The following is an 18,524-nucleotide window of genomic DNA, read 5'->3' on the forward strand; positions in this document are numbered from 1 at the left end:
CAACTAACAAAATTTTAAATTACAATATTCGATGCTTTTATAATTGTTTGATTAATCAATCCATCGCCTAGCAGTTTCGTCTACAGTTCTTCTAGAATCAACCAAAGAATTGGCTACGCTTCCTCTTCAAGAACAAACTGATCAGTCATCGAGTGGTCAGGTTCGAAACCCACCCTGTTGTCATTGCACGGAATACTTCAGCTAAAGCTTGATTTGCAACTTCGATCTGCTCACCGGCTAATTGATCGGCCAATTGAATTTCAGAAAATAACTGCAAATCAAAGTGGATGATCGCCAGTTTGCTCATTGCTTCCGCATAAGGATCACGTTGCTCTGGCTCGGCCCTTTTCCGCTTGGAATTGGCAGCCAACACCTTGTCGGCTTCGCGGATCGCAAGTTTGGGATTGGCCTCTCTGGCATCGGAAAAAGCCTGTTCGTTCCACCGCTTGGCGATGGTCATAAACCGCCCTGCATTGCGTGGGGACAGATCGCAATCGGTTTGCAACCAGTCGCCCCATAAACGGCCCGCTGCTTTGACTGCAGCCTTGGCTTCGATCAATAGATCACCAAGGGTTTTGGCACGATCTAGAGCGACGGCCTCCGGCGCCAGAGAGCGGATCTGTTGCGAATAGTGGTTAAGCGTCTTAGCCATAAACCCATCATACCTTTTCCGCCACGCGTGGCAAATAATTGCATGGATTTAACAGGCTGCGCACTTGGCATAAACGGAGAGGGTTGGATTCGAACCCACGAACTCAAGCGCCCGAGCGGGAAGGACCAACCGGTTAAAAGCCGAATGGTCGACCTCAGGGTTATGAATCCTGTGCTCTAACCAGGCGCCTGATTCCAGCTGAGCAAGATCTGAACTTTCGACCTTCGGGTTATGAGCCCGACGAGCTACCGGACTGCTCTACCCCGTCGCTGGTTCTGTCTGAGTTCGTTTATTAGGAGTTGATTGATTCAATTTCTGCCCGCGCCGATTTCTTTCGGCGTGGTGCAACCTTCCGCAAAATCCAAGGCGATTCGTGAAATGGTAAATATGGTGTGGCTGGGGAGTTCATATCTCTGACTTAAAAACCCCATATGTTGTCGACAACATATTGAGAGAGTTTTTCCTTTGGAGAGGAGTCTGTTTCGGTAGGTGATATAAATGATATTCTGTGGCACTTATGGTGTAGCTTGGGATAGCACACGTTATTTTTAGAGAAATGTTTTTTATCCTGCGATGTCTTGGTGTTTATCTTCTACTTTTTGGTTTTCCCTCTCTTTTTGCGGAACCATCAGGTTTGCCCCTCTTTGCGGCAGAGTTGGAGAGACATGAGTCGTTATATGATAAAAAACTTGCTGAGCTTCCTGAAATTAAAATTAAATATTCGGGAAGCCCACAAGACTTAATTGATTTCCTCACAACTTTAATTAAGATCGATCCTAAGCGTTCGGAGGGATATGTCGAACGAGCTGAAATTTATAATATAATAAATCAATATGATCGTGAATTAGAAGATCTTTCAATCGCTTTGACCCTGGAGCCTGAGAATCTAGATCTCTTGGAGTCACGAATCGCAACCAGCAGTTTTTTGCACACAGTAGCTCTAGAGAATACTAAGTACTTGGGTGGCTATCCAAAACACAGGGCAGAGGTTTATGGACAGGCGGTAATCCTTGATCGTGATCGTTTATCTGAATTGATGCCTGAGGATGCTCATAATATTTATGAACGCGGCAAGATCAAAGTTCTGATGGGTGATGTTAATGGTGGGATACAAGACTTCAATCTTTCTATTGAGCTGTTTCCTTTTCCATTCGCTTATATGTCCCGATCAGAGGCTAAGGAGCAGCTTGGTGATCTACAAGGTGCTTTGAGTGACTATGTCGTGCTGTTGGCGGAATCTCCAGAAGATATTTACTATTATTTACAAGTTCAAAGAATCAATGTCTTGCTTGGAGATCTTAAGTCGGCTTGTAATATATACAACCAGGCCATTAAACGCTTTGGGAAAGATGTTCAAGGCTATCCAAACTTGATCCTTGTTGATCCTAACGATTGCAAAGCTGTTTAATTGGTGGGAACGAGTTCCTTTAGTAGTGAATGAGATTAACTAAGAAACCTCACCTTCTGGACGGCATATTGAAGTTGTGATTAACGAGGCGTCCCTAGCAGTGCGTGGCTTCTCCATCACTAGCCTTCATCAATGAGCACTGTCTGCGTCTGGTCTGCAAACACAGAAACCCCGCCATTGCTGACGGGGAAATACCTCAAAAGAGTTGACATCAGACAGGATCAGATGTCAGCACTCATTTCTTACCCATTCAATGGCATAGGTATGTCCGAGATCGGCTGCTTTTCTCCAATCAGAGCAAGCGCCTTGTGGATCACCCATGAATTCTGTACTTAAGGCACGATTGCTATAAAAATATTTATCCAGAGGATCAATTTCAATTGCCTTTGTATAGTCATCAATTGCCCCTTTGTAATCCTCTAATCGACTCTTTGCAGACCCGCGAGAGTTATATAAACCCGCGTCGTTAGGATCAATTTCAATTGCCTTTGTATAGTCCTGAATAGCTCCTTTGTAATCCTTTAAATTTTTCTTGGCATCACCGCGATAGAAGAAGTAGAGATCCGCATCGTTAGGATTGATTTCAATTGCCTTGGTGTAATCAGGAATAGCGCTTTTAAAATCTCCTGATAAACTTTTTGCAAACCCACGACTGTAATAGGAATCTGCATACCGAGGATCAATCTCGATTGCCTTGGTCCAATCAGCAATAGCTCCTTGTAAATCTCCACGTTCAAATTTTGCGACACCTGAATCGAACCAATCCTCAGCAGTCATTGAATAGGCTGCCTGTGTCGTCAGCAACCCTGCTCCTATTCCAACAGCAGAAGTAAGCCCAACCAGCAACGGGCGTCCTATTGGCAATAACAGGGCCACGGCAGCAGCAAAGGCAGTTGTAAGACGAGTCATCCTAAGGGCTGCATGGCTAGTCCATCTCTAGCCTTTATTGATGATTCCAGTTTGTATCTGATCTACAAACACAAAAACCCCGCACTTGGCGGGGCTGGTAACCGTGTGAATTGTTTTGTCGGGAGATCGATAGCGACACATCCAACGCCCCCTGCTTTTCCCTTTTGGGTCTTATATTGCTTTCAGCCTGTAGGCATCAGGCTTCCAAACATTTTTTAATAGCTTTGATAGTTCATGTAAAAATTGAAATTGGCCTTGCATCCTCATTTCTCCATCTTCCCGGACCTTCGCCTGGTTGAAAAATGTCGACTCCCCTCCATACAATAGTTCCCCCCTCTTCCTTGCATTGATATTTGAATTCTTTCGCGTCATCTGCTCGAACATAGCTTATCGAAACAATGTCTGCTGTAACTTGACCGGTAAGCATGATGTTTGGGTCTCTACCCATAACATCATCAACTAGCTGTTTGCAGTAATTCGTTAGGTCAGCACTTGAGACGGATTGGGTCGAGCACGCAGATGCGGCTAATACGAGAAAACCGAAAGCAACAGCCTTAGAGACACTATTAATCATTTGGTTGATACAAGCTGTGGGACTCTCGCCTCGTAAACACACCATCGCCGTCCCAGCGGGGAATCACATCCCCTATTCAGGGGAGTAGTTGGTGAGAAAAAGCTGAGATTGGTAGATGTTTCCCAACAAGTCTGAGCATCCATCCATCCCCCATCTGGTTAGAGGCTCACGCCCAGGTGCTAAACAATCGGCCTGTCCTTCTCTTCTTCAGTCAGAAACGGGGCAAGCCAGTTCAGCATTACCTGACTGGTGGTGAGCAACGACGCCAGCCTGTTTTGAGCATCTTGTGCCAGGCCTCCATGGCGTTATGCCGAAGCGTCAATTTTTAATTAACGTCAATAGCAGATTGTATTTCGGGAACTTTCCAGCTCCCATCAAAGTAAGGCTCTTGCGGAGAGTAGATCCGCAGAGTGGCATTTGCACCAGGGTAAATTTCTAGAAAATTTTCTTTTGTTGAATCTTTTCCGAAATTGAGCACATAGCTTCCTTTGTCGTCCTTCTTCGCGAAGGAGCTATTGATATTGTAATTATCTCCTTGAGCAAATCCATCTTTATCGTAAACAGTTACTGACCAAAAAGCATTATCAGCCATAGGGACATCTTTCAGTGTAAGCGTCAAGTCTTCGCCAGAGTCAGGGATGGAGATAGAGGGATAGACAGCTCCTTTTTTAGTAAGTGCTCCCCACCCAAAGGCAACCCCCATATTTCTCATCTCAGGACTGATCTCGCCTTTCTTGCCGAACAATTCTTCGGGATTAATACCTTTAGCCTCTTTCTCTTTTTGATAATTTGATCTCATTCTAAGCATTTGGTCCCTGTCCCAATTCTTTGTTTGCACGAATTCGCCGCGATCCTGTTGGCGAATTTTAATTTCATCTTGAATCACTCCAACTCTCTTGATATCAGCGGGGTCCTGCATATTTACCTGGGTACGAATGATGACATATGCGAAGCGGCTTCCAACCATTTCTTCTGTGATCTCGTAGCTTCCAGGCTTGCTCGATTCCAATGGAATCCAGGAATCTGCGCTAATGACTTCCAGGATTTGCAACCGATCGGAGGCTGGCAAGGATATCGTTGCTGGACTTTTCAAGTCAACAACAGCCATTGAATACAGTGTATCGAAGTTCGCTCTCAAAATAGTTTTATCTTGTGGATCCATTGCCTTGCGAAGATGCATGAAGACTCCCATGCCGTCTGAACATGTGGCCTTGGCAATTTTTTGAACATAATCACCAAGAATTATTTCCGTTTCAGCAAACGCATAGTTGTCAGCATTGATAATGGCTGTCGTTGAAGTTTCTTTTTTAAAGGCAGGTTTGATATCGGAACAATTTGAGGGCGTACTGCCAGCAAAAACAGGAGCATTGGCACTCATTGCCAAAGAAGCTCCAATGAAAGTGACAAAACAGACAGTAGGCACAATGAGGTCCTTTTCAATTTTTAATTTCATTTACTTTGTTCTAGTAACCCAAGTGTTCTAGGAGCAGAACCCACTTTTGCCAATAACATTTTGGCAGCTATCACTACCCGGTTTCTCTGGCGGGGGATTAGTGGCGCGGTCCTTGCTTGGCATGGGGTGGAGTCTGGCTGAGTCAACTAGGCGTTGACTGCTGCCACAAGGGCAGCCGTCGCGTTGGGTTTGAACCGTGCGTAGCTCTTGAGGTGAACATCAATGGTGTGGCCCATGGCCTCGCTGATGTTGGCGATGGGCACGTTGGCGGCGTGCATTTGCTTGGCGTAGCGATGGCGGAAGGAATAAGGCGTGAGTTGTTCGCCTAAGCGTTCTGCCTCGCCCCTTAGTGCCATCCAAACCTTGCGACGTCGGAGGTATTGGTTGAGGGCTTGCCCGCCGTCACCATCGCGGTTTAAGGGCGGCAGTTGTTCGCCTAACTGAAGGCGGGCCTGCAACTTCCAGTCAATGCCGGTGCCGTCACCATCACGCAGGAAAAGGGGGTGAAGCCTGCGGGGTTCGGTTTTGGCTCCTTTGGTGCCACCCATTGATTTTTGGTAGATGGTCCACAATTCCGGTCCGCTTACGCCGTCTTTGATGACGAGGTGCCGCAATTCCTCAGGACGTAACCCGTAGACGGCGCAGAGCTGAATGGCGAACCGCCAGCGGTAATGCGTTTCACCTTCGGGCAGGTTGTCGAGCAACTGAAGGATTTGCGAATCGCTGAGGGGGTATCCAATCCGCTTTGGTTTCAACGTTTCTGGAAGCGTTGCAGGAGGGAGATAAATGCTCTTGAGGTAGCCCCTTCTCACAGCCCAGTTCAGAAAGCCGTAAAGCTTCTGACGGGAGGTCTGACGCATCCGTGAACCTTGTTCCCATTGCGCAAGGCAGACCATCGCCAACGCTTCACCATCCACTGGTGGTTTGCCATCAAAAGCCCTGGCGCAGTTGCGGAGTACTGGCAGATAAAAGGACTTCCAGGTGGTGTCACCAGCGTTGGGTACAAACGGCCGATACTTATCAATCAACCAATATGAATCCAGCTTCTGATGACTGCTGCTGGTGTCGCTGGATATCGCCGCAGAAGCGAGGGTGATGCGACCACTGTCCCAACGTTTGAATAGCTGCTGAATAAACGGGAGGGCTTGAGTTGCACCCCGTTCGGACCAGTCGTAATTCAGCGAGTGGGTGCCGTGTCCTGGGACGTTGAGGCGCATCCGTCCACGGTTGTTGCGGACATACCAACCATCGCCACAGGTGATTTTTACCTGACGTCTAAAGGGCTTCACCCAGCTCTCTTGCTCCGAAAGACGAGGCAAATCGACAGAGGCATGTTGCCACCCAAAGTGAGCCAAAACCGTGCCAAAAACGTCAAGTATCTGGTGTCACCTCTCGACACAGCATGGCATCAGAACAAAGGCACATCAAAGGCTAGGACTGATTTCTTCCAGTCAACGACTTAAAAACAATGTTGATTGGGAGCATGATGCCACAGGTTCAAATCCTGTCTCCCCGATGCCTTAAGACGTCAGTTCCCAACTGACATTTATACCGCTCCGCGAGGGGCGGTTTTTTATTGCCTGTTGGCTTTATCGCTTCGACGAAGCTGGCTTGTTTGAACCCTCTCGGGCTCGCAACCCAACCGTCAAGGATTCGAGCCCTGCCATCTCTGCTCAGTTTTCCGCCGCTGAGCATCGGGTAGACGCGCCAGTTACAGGTGCTCGCGAGCGCACCACTCTGGGGACGTGGGGCTCGTGGATTCGCTGTTCTCAGCCGCTCTGCTGCATCACACCAGATCCTCGCCAACAACCCGCTGCTTCCACACCACAGAGGGATAGAACAGGCCACCAAACGGGCTGAGATCTTGTGGATGTCGAGGACAAAACAACCTCACACCACACACAATCACACCACTTTCAATCATGGCCTTTTTCACCGAAACAAATCCACTGTGGGAAGCATCAAACTTGCACCTTGGATTCTAACCCAACCCAACCTCAAAAGGTGCTTTCAGAACAGAAAGCGCAACAGGAAGTTAAAGCAATTAAACAGTCAAATCAAACTACTCAGGGGCTTAAATTACCAAGCGATAGGAAAGGTCATTATAAGACAATCAACAGCAATGAAAAAGAGGAGGCATATAAAAAAGTCGTTAATGATCCGATGACAGAGACCTACCGCAAAGAAGCCTAGGAGCGTGACAATCTGATGTTCCGAGGTGATGATCTAATTAATGGAGACCCTTCTATGAGCAGAGGTAAGAAATAGGTTTTTCCGAAGCACAGGATAAATTAGGAACAGAATCCTGCTCTGGATTTCTCTTTATGCGAGAAGACGGTGAGATCGTTGGAATCTTGCCATTGATGTCTGATTTATTTTGTCCTGTGCTGAACTTACCAATTGGTCCTGGACAATGTGGCAATGAACCAACTCTGGATAATGAGTTTGGTTTCACTCCTGCAATGGGAGAAATGGAGACCGCAAATGTTGTATGAGTACGATCAACGAGTCATTCAACACCAATTAATGCCGTCAACCCTTAAGCAATGACGGGGTTTTTGGGTGTATCTCGATCACAGGAATCTGAAGCCAACGCGAAGGATGAACAGAAAGCGCGCGCACTGCATAATCGATACTTTGAGACGCTACAATCATGACTTGAATGCACATAAATACCAAACCAATTATTGTCCAGTTGACTACAGGAAATATTCGCCACTTTCAAATCATCGACTGAGGCAAGGGCATCCAAAATAGGATTTCACACTGTCAACATCATTAAGCATTCGAAGGGCGCAGACGTTTCGTCAGAGCTGATGATTCAGCACTTACTCATGGTCCAATATTCACTTCTTCAATACGAAGAGAGCTCCCTCTTAAAGCTGTAGTCAGCAACCAACAAACCCAAACCCCCATTCATAATCTCACAGCATCCACATAGACAATCAAAAAAGGAAAACTTTCACAAAAGAGAAGAGTGAATCAATCGCTAACATATAGGTCGCCAATCATCTCAGAACCATTTGGTTAAAATCCCAAAAAGCCGGGACCAGACTAAACCAAAGCCGTACGCTAAAAGCAGAAGATTTCACATTGCTTTTTAGGAATGAATAATCGGATGTTAAAATTAAAAAAAACCGAGTATTCACCATCCAGGCAAATTGAGCAATGAAATTTGAGTACAACTCGATGGAATAAAATTCACAGCAATTTTGGCGATCACGGCTACAGCTAGCTGCCCCAAGACACAACTAATCAATGCAACATATGCGAAATAAACGAGAAATGAAAATTTTAAGACTGATGATCAACGTCCGTTCGCCACTGCGTCTAGACATCAAGGCAACGATGAGACTGGTTCAGCGCGAAACTCAACCTGGCACCAACTGTATTTCTTGGCCGCCAAAAATAACAAAGCAGAAATCGATGCAATCATGAACAGCGGCAATATAAAACAAAAAAAGTATCAAAAAACACGTAACCTTTGGAAATACATGGGAAAATCAACGGAATCAATTTGGTCTAATGAAAAACATACGCCTAGCTCTTTACGCACTTCTCTCAGCGGCAGGTGTTGGATGGCCTTGGTACTTCATCTATCAATTCATTGGAGAAACGGAACAACTTGGACTCACTGATCCAATCGAAATCATCAATCTATTTTCAGCTGGAGTTTGGGCAAATGCGTCGGCAGGATTTATTGCAGCAGATCTCACACTCGTACTCATAGCAAGCTTTTTTTTCTACGCAGCCGAGGGAATACGATTGGGAATGAAACGCTGGTATCTATACATTCCAGCCACATTTATGCTTTCTTTCGCATTTAGTTTTGGGCTATTCATGTTCAACAGGGAACGGCTGATAACGAATGAGAACTAATCAAACGGATGCAAAAATCGTGGATCCATCTGATCCAAAGCATTGATACACGACCCGGGAAGGAAGCATTGAAAGGAAAAGGTCAGCTTTGCGATACATATAAGCGATTAAGCACTCATGTTTTACGTCATAAATTGCAGCAGCCAATACAAAGCTTTCCGCAATAGATCACAATTGCTTTATTATAATTTAGAAAAATTGAACCGAATTCACTCAATAAGTTAGAGCCTAGATTCTCAACGTTAAAGGTCACAGTTCCCTCACATCATTGATTAAAGTGTTTAGAGTTAATCTAAAGCCATGCCATGGCACGAACAGACGAAAGAGAAAGGCGATATGAGATGGCCATAAAACTGGTAGAAGCAGAAAATCTTGTTCATGCTGAGCGCCTAAACGGACGAACGGCAATGTTGGGCATTGCGATCGGCATCGCAACTGAAGCACTTACAGGTCGTAGTATTCTCAATCAATTAGCCAATGGATTGTTTGGCTTCAATTAATCAGTCTCAAGTACTATCCCATGTGAATTAACAACAGCAAATAAGATAAATAACATGTGCCGGGCAATTGCATATCGCCCCTTAATCATAAGAGCAAATATTTGAGTTTATCACAACTTTAAACTTTCACTGTCCAACCAAGACTTACAAGCGAAGAGCATGGCTCAACTAAATGACAAAGAATCAATAGATCTACGGACATCAAATGGCCCCAGAAAACAACCAAGCATTATCAACGAAATGTCGCCCAAGAAGATCCTTAAAGAAAAATCCACAATATTAAAAATCACACGCGAAGAAGTGGGCAGCACATGGCACTCAAAAGTTAATCATTGACTTATTGACTTATTGACTTATTGAAAAATAACGGCAAAGAGCATCCATCAAACCAATACAATCAAGGCACAACAAAGATTTAAATGACCAAAAACATTAAGCAGCAAAGTACTACCATTCAATTGCTCTTTATCGCAAAAACCGTCAAATAATGAAAAACTCACAAGCAATACACTTAAAAGAATAGAATGATCTGACAGGCTGGGAATTAGACCATCAAACCGCCATAATAGTTTGGCCTGGAAGTCAGCATCTCGATCATGAACATCATCCTTGGTATCACACTTGGCAATCTCGAATTGGATCCCATTACAGCCTCTATTCTTGGTTTTGCAACGATTTTATTTTTAGGAAGTTTTATATTTATAGCTCGAAATAATGACATGAAAGGAGCTTTGATGTCACTACTACCTAAGCGCAATAAAAACTAAAAAAGAACTGCGCATTGATATTTAGCTGAAGCGATAGCTGAATATGATATCAATCAACCAACAAAATTTAATCAATCAATTGGATCGAAACACACCAAACCATCTAACAGTTCTCCACAACTGAACTTAAGACCATTCACAAAAAAGAAGCAATTGAACATCGTCAGTCTCTAGAAACATGTTTGTCTTATGAAGATATAGGATTCAACAAGAGACCCAGCAGGGTAGAATAACTAAATATTGATTTTAGAACTACTGAAAGGAAAATCTATGAGCTTCAAGGAACTCGTTGCCAGCTACGACAAAGGTGAAACAAGCTTCGAAGAACTGATCCTTGAAATCAGGTGCGAATCATGTTATGTATCTGTTTATGATGAGGTACAGAAGCAGCTTGGAACAACAAACAAAACGCTTGAAAGTCTGGCAAAAGAATTTCCCACACACCATATGAAGCTCGTCAACGAGCGAGGGCTTGACTTTTAGGTCGACAAATTGAACAGGGCCATGATCTAGATGAGAATTCTTCATCCCCTTAATCCACAGAGGGATACTTTAAAATGTATATTGGTTAAACCATAACAGAATTAAACACTAAGAGCGCATGTCAGAAAAAGTATCATGTAAAAATCAAGTTTGTATCACTCTTGTTTTTGTTCTAAACTCTTTAAGATGAAAGTTCATCCCCTACTCACATATCTGCCAGTTCTAGAAATCCCCCATAAAGGTAATGCAGTAAAGCAGGTCGGTCAGAACTGATCTATGACAACGGAACTGTAAAATTGATCCATACAAACACTTGATTAATCCCGCGCATGTAAGTCATGCGAATGCAACGTTGCCATCCAAATAGCCATCGACAAAGATGAACATTTGTACTGTTCTCAGCCTTGCGCGGATGGCCACGCAGGACTTGAAGAGTGCTGTAGCAGCTGTAAATACAGCAGAGAATTAAAGATCAAAAACTTCTGAACTGTAAAAATACAGTTCAGTCGTCTTTAAATTTTTCAACCGAAGAGTCAATTAAACCTTGTGTATCGGTATTTAATGAAGCAATGACAAAAAATACAACAGACACAACACCAGTTAGCAAGATGGCAAAAGCGCTCAAGTTGCTCATTTCAAGATTTCCGTACTGGAAAAGGAAGTACATCGTCGTTACTGCATGGTGACTGATGTTCATCATTCTGATTTAAGGCTCTGCACACCCCAAACATGCTTGCATGCAGCAGAAAGAAGGGAACTGGACATCTGTGGAGTGGAGCACATGGCAGAAGAACCGAACAGAAGCGAACAGCAAAATGCCCCGGGATGAACCGGGGCATTAAGCAGTCCTTGGACGGGATGAACTCTTTCTAAACCTTTTACGGAAGAATTGCGAACCATTACGACAAAGCCTGATCAAAAGCTACATCGAAGGGTCCATCTGCCCCAGACCTACAAACCTGGAGCAGATGTGCATTAGACCCGTCGATCCCGTCCAAGGACGACAACACGATCATGACTCCGCAATCGCTTATTGAAAGTGATAAACGTTCGCAATAGGCGTAGCTTTTGGTCATTTGTCCGAAATCCTGCTGCAACTGCGACGCACCCGTTGCCAGCAGGGAAGTAAGGCAACGAACAAAAGGTCGTGGCTGGCCTGCCATCAAGCAGAAGAAAGCCTCACATCAGCGTCATAGGACGTTGCAAGGGACCAAGCATTGACTGTGAGATATCGAGTTTTGAGACAACTGGTGTGGTACTGGGCCGAATAAATCTGCAAAGAGAAGTGATTCCAGAACGAAGAATCGCCGGTGCTTTGTCGGGGCCAGTGATAAAAAAAGATTGAAAGGGTCTTAAAAAGGAACCAACAACAACTTGTAGAGATTGCAAAGCGGTCAAAAAAGATCAAGAGGGGGTCAGAAGTAGATGTGATACAGAAAAAGCGAATTGGAAATCAACCTATAAGAATGAATCCATCCAACTAGATCATTTTCTCAAAAAACAAAACGACAGGCCGACCAAGACCATGTATTCATGAAAATCTTAAATCATTTCATGCCAATTGCAGAAGCACATAGACCAACACATTACAGAGCAAAGCAAAAAAGTTCCAATGACATTTTTAATTCGTGGCAAGAGCATGAAACACGTTAGCGAAGCTATTAAGGGGACGAATCATCAGGCGACACCTGGCTAGATAGTTTCGAATAGAACACGTCCTGAGGTCACAGACAATTAGTCAAATCAATACAAAGAGGATTGAAACAGCAAATCAAAGCCAAGTCCTCTCTCCATTAATGACAGGACATTAGCCATGAATTTTAAAAGATTATTTGTTCTCAGATTTCAAAAAGAAGGTACCCTCATGTTTCTAAGCCAAAATGACTTTCAAGTAAGAGTCAAACACATGGCTGATGCTTGGGCCCAAATGGATCGACAACACAGCTGTGATGGAGAGCAAAATGCCCCGGCATAAACCGGGGCATTAAGCAGTCCTTGGACGGGATGAACTCTTTATAAACCTTTTTGGGAAGAATTGCGAACCATTACGCCAAAACCTGATCAAAAGCTACGTAGGAGGGTCCATCTGCCCCAGACCTACAAACCTGGAACAGATGTGCATTAGACCCGTCGATCCCGTCCAAGGACGACAAAGACATTATGACTACGCAACGGCTTATTGAAAGTGATAAACGTTCGCAATAGGCGTAGCTTTTGGTCAATCGCGGAACTTCCGCCCTTAAGTGACTGGCAAAGCAGAACCATAGAAATCATCTTGAGAGGTCTAAAGCGCAAGGAGTCTCAAAATGTGCCCCAGCATATGGACATTCCCTCAACCACGCGCTTGAAAGAACGAGAGGAGAATACAAGGCTGCAATCCAACCCTTGCTTGATCCGATCCAAGACCGAGGTCATGCCAAAACATCGGAATTGAGACAAATGGGAGCTTGACTCAACAAGTGCAACAACGAACGACAAATGATGCAGCAATGTCAGATAAAAAACCAACAACGAATGCATCTCTTTTAAAATAGTCCTTACAACATCGCCAAGATGATCCCATCCCGACGTCCTCTCTCTGACGGTCCTGACGAACACACCACTCCACGTCAATGATGTTGTACAGCCTCATCCCTTATCCGACACACGAAGCCCAATAGAAATGGACGGAGCGACCGCCGAACAGCACTGGAATAATGTAACAGTAGATACGGCATGGCGCTTTTCGTCTCTCGATAATTAGGGAATATTGAATCATGTCAATGCGTCAATTCCTCGCTTCTGTCATCGCCTTAGCAATTTTTGTGCTAACGCCAAATATTGCCATGGCAGAGCCTGTGAACGTCACTGAAATGTTCACATCATCAACTACAATTGATGGTGATGCATTCAAGTATCCCTCTGGCAAAGCGGAGATGCGACTGGTTCGGGTTGCATTTGAAGAAGGGGCTACTTTCCCCATGCACACTCACGCGACTCCACTGCTGGGCTACATCGAAAAAGGCCAGCTAACTCTGGCTAAAAAAGATGGATCAAGCGAAACATTCAAACAAGATGAGTCCTTCATACTTGGCCCGAAGACACCAGCCCATACTATGGGAAACTCAGGTGACAGCGATGCAATCATGTGGGTGACATTCGCAGCGGCAAAGGGCATCCCAAATCTTGATCTTGCATCATAAATTTCTTAAAATCATTTATTAATTACAAGAAAATCATTTGGCTGATCAATTTAATTATTGGTCGGTTTTTTTATTCCAAGTCATATCCACTAGTTCAGGGGAGATGTCTCGCAACATTCACTAGCCAACTAAAATCGAAGCTCCGAAACTCTTACCACTTGCATCAAGACTTGATAAAAACAATAATAAGAGAAGAAAAACTGGCATGCGAATTTATCAGAACCAACCAATGGAAACATAAATGCATCTTTCAAACATATTGAAGCAAGCATTAAAGAAACAACGTTAAAAAATTGATCTTGTCGTAACACACAAGAATTATTGAGAGTGGGATGGCAAACATTTCTTTATCGATTGCAAATCAAGCCAACCCTGAAACATCAATTTCATATCGAGAAGGCAAAAAACTTATAACAGACGTGTATAGAGGAGCCAAAAACGTTCAACACGTAGGCTTCGGCATGGAGAAGATTTCAATATGGATAAGGGAATTGCATTAAAATGTGTCAAGAAGGAAATATGACATCAATTTAATTTTCAGCTGGGAGACTGGTCTGTCCCGTACGCCACATGTAGCGGTTTCCACGCAAAAAAGCGGCGCTTTCATTGAGAATACGCCACATATAGTGTCAAAAGCTTGCCAGAAGGGCATTATTTGTGTCAGTTTTAAATAGACCCACATCACTTCACTTATCCCATGCTCACCGGAGCCGACCTACTGAACCGAGTCAAAGAGCTTGGAGATTGCGCCAAAACTGACCTGGCCCGGGGTTGTGGATACGTCGTCACCAAGAAAGACGGTTCTGAACAAGTCAAGTTCACAGACTTCTACCTGGCGCTTCTGGAAGCCAAGGGTGTGTCTGTTGGGGGGACTGGTGCAGGAATTGGTAAAGCCGGACGCAAGCTGTCCTTTAAGGCAACCGTTCAGGGAAACGGCAACCTGTTAATCGGAAAGGCTTACACTGCGATGTTAAATCTTGAACCTGGTGATGAATTCGATATCAAGCTAGGAAAAAGAGCGATTCGTCTCATACCAACTGGATCTGCAGCCGCTCATAGCGAAGGAGCAGAAGGTGTTGAGGATGGTGGAGATGCGAGTCAGGAATCTGCAACTGAAGACTAGTCTTCCGATCAAAGGTAACATCGATACATTGGGTCCTGAAATTCTCAGGCCCTTTTTTTTGTTGAGCCAAGACCCACATTTCAACAAATAAAATCACAGCGCCATTAAGCCACCTGCCAAAAACATTACAGGCCGTCCTAGGTTTGTGAAAAAATCTTGAGCGGAGATCAATCAAACAGATCCAATCAAAACCAAAGATCATATAAATATGATCTTAATTAAAGACGTGAATTCAAACAAAGCACTCACAAAGCAACCAGAGAAAATAGAAAGTGTGATGAACAATATGATTTCCATGGAATCAGTCCATCTGCATTGACTGAAAACACGTCAATTGAATCAGTCACTTCGTTGTTGATCTGCTGAAAACTCATATCGGCACGCATAAAAAAGCCACCATTACTGGTGACTTCAGCTTATTCAGGAGACAAGAAAAATTTATCAAGATATGGATTCATACCATTAATACAGCCGTAGCATTGGCTGAATATTTCATGAGAATCGATTAAAAAGTAAAGCTCTACAAAAAAGCAGATATTATCAACACTGACGAAGACCTACAGACAAAACCCAACTTAAATACATCAAAGCACTTTGTGACAAGTCAACCCAACCAAGAACTTAAGCAGCACAATTGACCTAGCGGAAAAAAAGACTAAAAGATCCATCAACATCAAAATCAATCAACAGGCTTAGAAAAAATATTCCAAAAGATTGTTTGATCATTCATTAGCGCACAGGTGGGGAACAACGTCTCCATCCTGTCTTGAGCATCGTTTCCCATTCAGCTAACGCATGGTGACGCAACATGCGACGTCGTGATTGTGGTATCGGATAGTCCGGTTTTCTCCAATGAAATGTACGAATAGTGACCCACTCTTCTTGAGCGGAAGCCCCTTCATGTCGAAACTGGCAAACCAGCTTCTGCTGATCACTCAAGAGCCAGCCTTCCCCGGCCGAGTGACCAAAAGGAGTTAACGGGTTGATGGAGCCAGCTCCTGGGAATCGGTTTCGGCTTCAGAACGGAGAAAGCGTCGATGCTGGGCGGAGTCGTAACCAGTCAGATCAATCGGGCTGGATCGAAACCGCCATGGTCTACTCTCCCTTAGGGGAGAAAGATGGCGCTGGGTCATTGGTTCAGAGTTTATGGATCTCGCGCAGTGAACCCTTTTAGGAGCCCTTTGGCGTAACTACACAATCGCACACTGCGAGCTAATGGGGGGGGGCATCAGGCCAGATCATGCTCAAACTGAAACGAAGCTGGTTAGGCCACCCTTACGAAGTTTAGCGGAATCAAAGAGGGGAAAGGCAAAAAAACGGACGAAAAACCCAAATCATGAAAGCCATCAAAGGAAAGTATCAGGACATTTTCAACTGGAGTGGAATGCATGAATCGAATATCATCTATCACTTTGAATTAAAGAGCGATCAATATTTCGATTGATTGCACAGCCTTCATTCCAGAGACCCCGGCGCGCCAGGCAGGCAATCGCATAGCAAAACAAAAATCCTTTATCGATAATCAATCGCACCATCGATGGAGGTCAAGTACAGCAAGGGAGCATATAACTCTTTAATTGAATTCGTTAATTTCAAGTTACGAAGATCTCACTCGAGATTTTTGAATCAAAAATCTTGACTCCTTCGCAGAATAATCCTACGGTCAACAAACGCTTTTATCGCCATGCGCTGGATCCCCACTGCTTTGTTCATATTCTCAACTCTGGGTCCCGGAGCCTCAGCTGCGATCTTCACCGTGAAAGCAGGAACGATCTTCTATTCGCAACCAAAACAAAGTGAAAAATTTCGCCTTGACCTTCCAGAAGTTCGTGTTCATGTACCACCCCTCCGCGACAGCCTAGGGTTCTGCCAATTCAAATTGATATACAAGCGTGCTGACCGAGGCAATCCCCAGCTCCCTAGCCATGGATGGGCGAGATGCGTGGCCACAGATCAATTCATTTCTCAATGACATGTCAACGACCAACTGTCTTCATGCTGGTGAGAATGCTCGCAGCCACAATCACCCTCTTTGACATCGTCGCTACTGGTCACGCCGATAGCCAACCCAAGGCAACAAAATGCTTTGTCAATAAGAAGCTAAACATCTGCAGCGTGACAATGGCAGGAGACAATCTTGAATTACAGGTTGGCAACACTCAGAAAATCAGTGTTGAGCGACGTGGACACTGCATAACGCGGCGCCAGAATGGTTTGATCAGCAAAAGCTGCAACGTCAAGCTCGGCTTGGAGAATGATTTTGTCTATGGCTTGATCGTCCGAAGCAGCACGACAGGAATCACGATCAGCTCACCACGCCTTGAAATAAAAATTCCAGAATTCAAATTCTCAGCGGAAGGCATGTAACACCTATACACAAATAGTGACGAATCAGTCAGTGCTCCTGGCGCTCGATAAGCGAGAATCATCATTAGGGGCTTGAGACACCCCTCACACACGGACGTAAGGCTCTTGGCTCAGCTGAGAGCCTTTTTTTTGAGCAAGGGGAGCGACCGTTCCCAACATGAGACAATTAAGAGATCCTTAAGAGGTCATGATGGGGAGCTTTGATTCCGCGCTTGATCAACAACAGATCCGCCATGGCTATTCATTGCTGGAATTAATGGAGAATCTTGATCATGAAATTGAATATCTCAATAGGAAGCGCATTGGTGCAACCGTAAATGAAGAAGAAAAGGAACGAATTACACGTGTCAAGAGAAGCCACTTGCGTAAAATCCAAGACTGCATCCAAGAGCTCGAAAGCAGTGGCTTCAATCAATGGCTAATGGAACGACAGCTCGCTTAATGAATAAGAAAAGGATCAGAAACGTCAAAAAACGAAGTTAATCCTCGCTGGGGAATCGTTTTTCCCAGACCATAAGAAGAATCACGAACACACCTCCAAAGACGAGAAACGGAGTCAAAATTGTAAGGATTGACTGGGAATCCATCAAGAAAAAGCTTTAGAATCTAAGTTAACATCAATACTTAAATATCTCATCATATGACAACAAACAACACATTAATGAATAAAAGAACCGGAAGCGGTCAAATCCGAGACCAAGTCAAGCCCGGCAGAGTGCGCCGTGATGGTCAACTCATCTCGTCACATAGACAATTAATATGAGATAATTCGATCATAAACGTTTTTCTATAGATAAAAATGAGCCCATGGCAAGGATTGCCCCCCATAAATGAGCCAATAAAATGATCATAATCCTAAAACTATTGAGCATGAAAGCTCATCATTGTGAGGAGAATCAACACTGAATCATGATCGTCAATCTTGCGAGAGGAGAACATGTAAATCATCCAAATCAATTTGCATGAGTCGCCGATAGATTACATCGAAATCATGATTTAAATGCAAATGACTCATCGAGATCAGCAGGAATTCAGAGGCCATCATCCTCAATTGTTGCTGCTGATTTCTAGAAAGCTCTTCCATCGCAATCGCTTTGCAGTAATCAAATAGTCACTGATCAAAGCTGAAAAATCCTCACCCGAATGGGGGGTTTTTGCCAGTCTTGCTTCATTTCAGATGACCTTACTCTCACCCAAGTGGGTGACATGGCCTTGGGGTTAAGCGTG

At 44.4% G+C, this 18,524-nt stretch carries 22 protein-coding genes and 1 pseudogene; 12 read left to right on the forward strand and 11 right to left on the reverse strand.

Annotated features, from left to right (window positions below; genetic code table 11):
- Positions 1 to 145: 145 nt before the first annotated feature.
- Positions 146 to 652: a hypothetical protein gene (locus SIB64_RS13240; protein WP_413440660.1), complete on the reverse strand. Its 507-nt coding sequence runs from the start codon at positions 650 to 652 to the stop codon at positions 146 to 148.
- 556 nt (positions 653 to 1,208) lie between these two features.
- Between SIB64_RS13240 and SIB64_RS13245 the strand changes: the two genes are divergently transcribed.
- Complete coding sequence (locus tag SIB64_RS13245; protein ID WP_413440661.1) at positions 1,209 to 2,060, forward strand: hypothetical protein; 852 nt, start codon at positions 1,209 to 1,211, stop codon at positions 2,058 to 2,060.
- 228 nt (positions 2,061 to 2,288) lie between these two features.
- Here SIB64_RS13245 and SIB64_RS13250 read toward each other — a convergent pair whose 3' ends face one another.
- The 5 genes from SIB64_RS13250 to SIB64_RS13270 form a co-directional block, all read right to left on the reverse strand.
- Positions 2,289 to 2,969: a tetratricopeptide repeat protein gene (locus SIB64_RS13250; RefSeq protein WP_413440662.1), complete on the reverse strand. Its 681-nt coding sequence runs from the start codon at positions 2,967 to 2,969 to the stop codon at positions 2,289 to 2,291.
- An 812-nt stretch (positions 2,970 to 3,781) separates the two neighbouring features.
- The gene (locus SIB64_RS13255) at positions 3,782 to 3,865 is read right to left on the reverse strand and encodes a DUF1651 domain-containing protein (protein ID WP_413443025.1); all 84 of its coding nucleotides are present in this window, start codon (positions 3,863 to 3,865) and stop codon (positions 3,782 to 3,784) included.
- A gap of 3 nt (positions 3,866 to 3,868) precedes the next feature.
- A complete protein-coding gene (locus SIB64_RS13260) occupies positions 3,869 to 4,996 on the reverse strand; it encodes a DUF1254 domain-containing protein (RefSeq protein WP_413440663.1) in 1,128 nt (375 codons plus the stop codon).
- A 146-nt stretch (positions 4,997 to 5,142) separates the two neighbouring features.
- Complete coding sequence (locus tag SIB64_RS13265; protein ID WP_413440664.1) at positions 5,143 to 6,285, reverse strand: site-specific integrase; 1,143 nt, start codon at positions 6,283 to 6,285, stop codon at positions 5,143 to 5,145.
- Between the two features lie 208 nt (positions 6,286 to 6,493).
- Positions 6,494 to 6,844, reverse strand: a complete 351-nt coding sequence (locus tag SIB64_RS13270) for a hypothetical protein (protein ID WP_413440665.1) — start codon at positions 6,842 to 6,844, stop codon at positions 6,494 to 6,496.
- Positions 6,845 to 7,000: 156 nt separating this feature from the next.
- Here SIB64_RS13270 and SIB64_RS13275 point away from each other — a divergent pair, with 156 nt between their 5' ends.
- From SIB64_RS13275 to SIB64_RS13305, 7 genes and pseudogenes are all read left to right on the forward strand, one after another.
- On the forward strand, positions 7,001 to 7,189 hold the full coding sequence (locus SIB64_RS13275) for a hypothetical protein (RefSeq protein WP_413440666.1): 189 nt from the start codon (positions 7,001 to 7,003) through the stop codon (positions 7,187 to 7,189).
- Between the two features lie 131 nt (positions 7,190 to 7,320).
- Positions 7,321 to 7,491 carry a hypothetical protein gene (locus tag SIB64_RS13280; protein WP_413440667.1) on the forward strand — a complete coding sequence of 57 codons (171 nt, stop codon included), beginning with the start codon at positions 7,321 to 7,323 and terminating at the stop codon, positions 7,489 to 7,491.
- A gap of 1,030 nt (positions 7,492 to 8,521) precedes the next feature.
- Positions 8,522 to 8,875 (forward strand): DUF2834 domain-containing protein, encoded by a 354-nt coding sequence (locus SIB64_RS13285; protein ID WP_413440669.1) that lies wholly within the window; start codon positions 8,522 to 8,524, stop codon positions 8,873 to 8,875.
- A 305-nt stretch (positions 8,876 to 9,180) separates the two neighbouring features.
- On the forward strand, positions 9,181 to 9,375 hold the full coding sequence (locus SIB64_RS13290) for a high light inducible protein (protein ID WP_413440670.1): 195 nt from the start codon (positions 9,181 to 9,183) through the stop codon (positions 9,373 to 9,375).
- Between the two features lie 596 nt (positions 9,376 to 9,971).
- Complete coding sequence (locus SIB64_RS13295) at positions 9,972 to 10,142, forward strand: hypothetical protein (protein WP_413440671.1); 171 nt, start codon at positions 9,972 to 9,974, stop codon at positions 10,140 to 10,142.
- Between the two features lie 270 nt (positions 10,143 to 10,412).
- Complete coding sequence (locus SIB64_RS13300; protein WP_413440672.1) at positions 10,413 to 10,625, forward strand: hypothetical protein; 213 nt, start codon at positions 10,413 to 10,415, stop codon at positions 10,623 to 10,625.
- Positions 10,626 to 10,964: 339 nt separating this feature from the next.
- Positions 10,965 to 11,111, forward strand: a pseudogene (locus SIB64_RS13305) (hypothetical protein); the annotation flags it as partial.
- A gap of 16 nt (positions 11,112 to 11,127) precedes the next feature.
- On the opposite strand, the gene SIB64_RS13310 reads toward SIB64_RS13305, so the two are convergent.
- A complete protein-coding gene (locus SIB64_RS13310) occupies positions 11,128 to 11,325 on the reverse strand; it encodes a hypothetical protein (protein ID WP_413440673.1) in 198 nt (65 codons plus the stop codon).
- A 2,056-nt stretch (positions 11,326 to 13,381) separates the two neighbouring features.
- On the opposite strand from SIB64_RS13310, the gene SIB64_RS13315 reads away from it, so the two are divergent.
- A complete protein-coding gene (locus tag SIB64_RS13315) occupies positions 13,382 to 13,807 on the forward strand; it encodes a cupin domain-containing protein (protein ID WP_413440674.1) in 426 nt (141 codons plus the stop codon).
- A gap of 697 nt (positions 13,808 to 14,504) precedes the next feature.
- Complete coding sequence (locus SIB64_RS13320; RefSeq protein WP_413440675.1) at positions 14,505 to 14,930, forward strand: AbrB family transcriptional regulator; 426 nt, start codon at positions 14,505 to 14,507, stop codon at positions 14,928 to 14,930.
- 729 nt (positions 14,931 to 15,659) lie between these two features.
- Here SIB64_RS13320 and SIB64_RS13325 read toward each other — a convergent pair.
- From SIB64_RS13325 to SIB64_RS13335, 3 genes are all read right to left on the reverse strand, one after another.
- Positions 15,660 to 15,869 carry a DUF1651 domain-containing protein gene (locus SIB64_RS13325; protein ID WP_413440676.1) on the reverse strand — a complete coding sequence of 70 codons (210 nt, stop codon included), beginning with the start codon at positions 15,867 to 15,869 and terminating at the stop codon, positions 15,660 to 15,662.
- 35 nt (positions 15,870 to 15,904) lie between these two features.
- Positions 15,905 to 16,063 (reverse strand): hypothetical protein, encoded by a 159-nt coding sequence (locus tag SIB64_RS13330; protein ID WP_413440677.1) that lies wholly within the window; start codon positions 16,061 to 16,063, stop codon positions 15,905 to 15,907.
- A gap of 267 nt (positions 16,064 to 16,330) precedes the next feature.
- Positions 16,331 to 16,465, reverse strand: coding sequence for a hypothetical protein (locus SIB64_RS13335; RefSeq protein WP_413440678.1), 135 nt, complete (start codon positions 16,463 to 16,465; stop codon positions 16,331 to 16,333).
- 394 nt (positions 16,466 to 16,859) lie between these two features.
- Between SIB64_RS13335 and SIB64_RS13340 the strand changes: the two genes are divergently transcribed.
- Together SIB64_RS13340 and SIB64_RS13345 are read left to right on the forward strand one after the other, a co-directional pair.
- A complete protein-coding gene (locus SIB64_RS13340; RefSeq protein ID WP_413440679.1) occupies positions 16,860 to 17,297 on the forward strand; it encodes a hypothetical protein in 438 nt (145 codons plus the stop codon).
- A gap of 187 nt (positions 17,298 to 17,484) precedes the next feature.
- Entirely contained in the window at positions 17,485 to 17,739 is a 255-nt protein-coding gene (locus SIB64_RS13345; RefSeq protein WP_413440680.1) for a hypothetical protein, read from the forward strand.
- A gap of 474 nt (positions 17,740 to 18,213) precedes the next feature.
- Here SIB64_RS13345 and SIB64_RS13350 read toward each other — a convergent pair whose 3' ends face one another.
- The gene (locus tag SIB64_RS13350) at positions 18,214 to 18,381 is read right to left on the reverse strand and encodes a hypothetical protein (RefSeq protein ID WP_413440681.1); all 168 of its coding nucleotides are present in this window, start codon (positions 18,379 to 18,381) and stop codon (positions 18,214 to 18,216) included.
- Positions 18,382 to 18,524: the final 143 nt, after the last annotated feature.

Origin of the sequence: Synechococcus sp. MIT S1220 (assembly GCF_047303025.1) — a bacterium.
GTDB lineage: Bacteria > Cyanobacteriota > Cyanobacteriia > PCC-6307 > Cyanobiaceae > Parasynechococcus.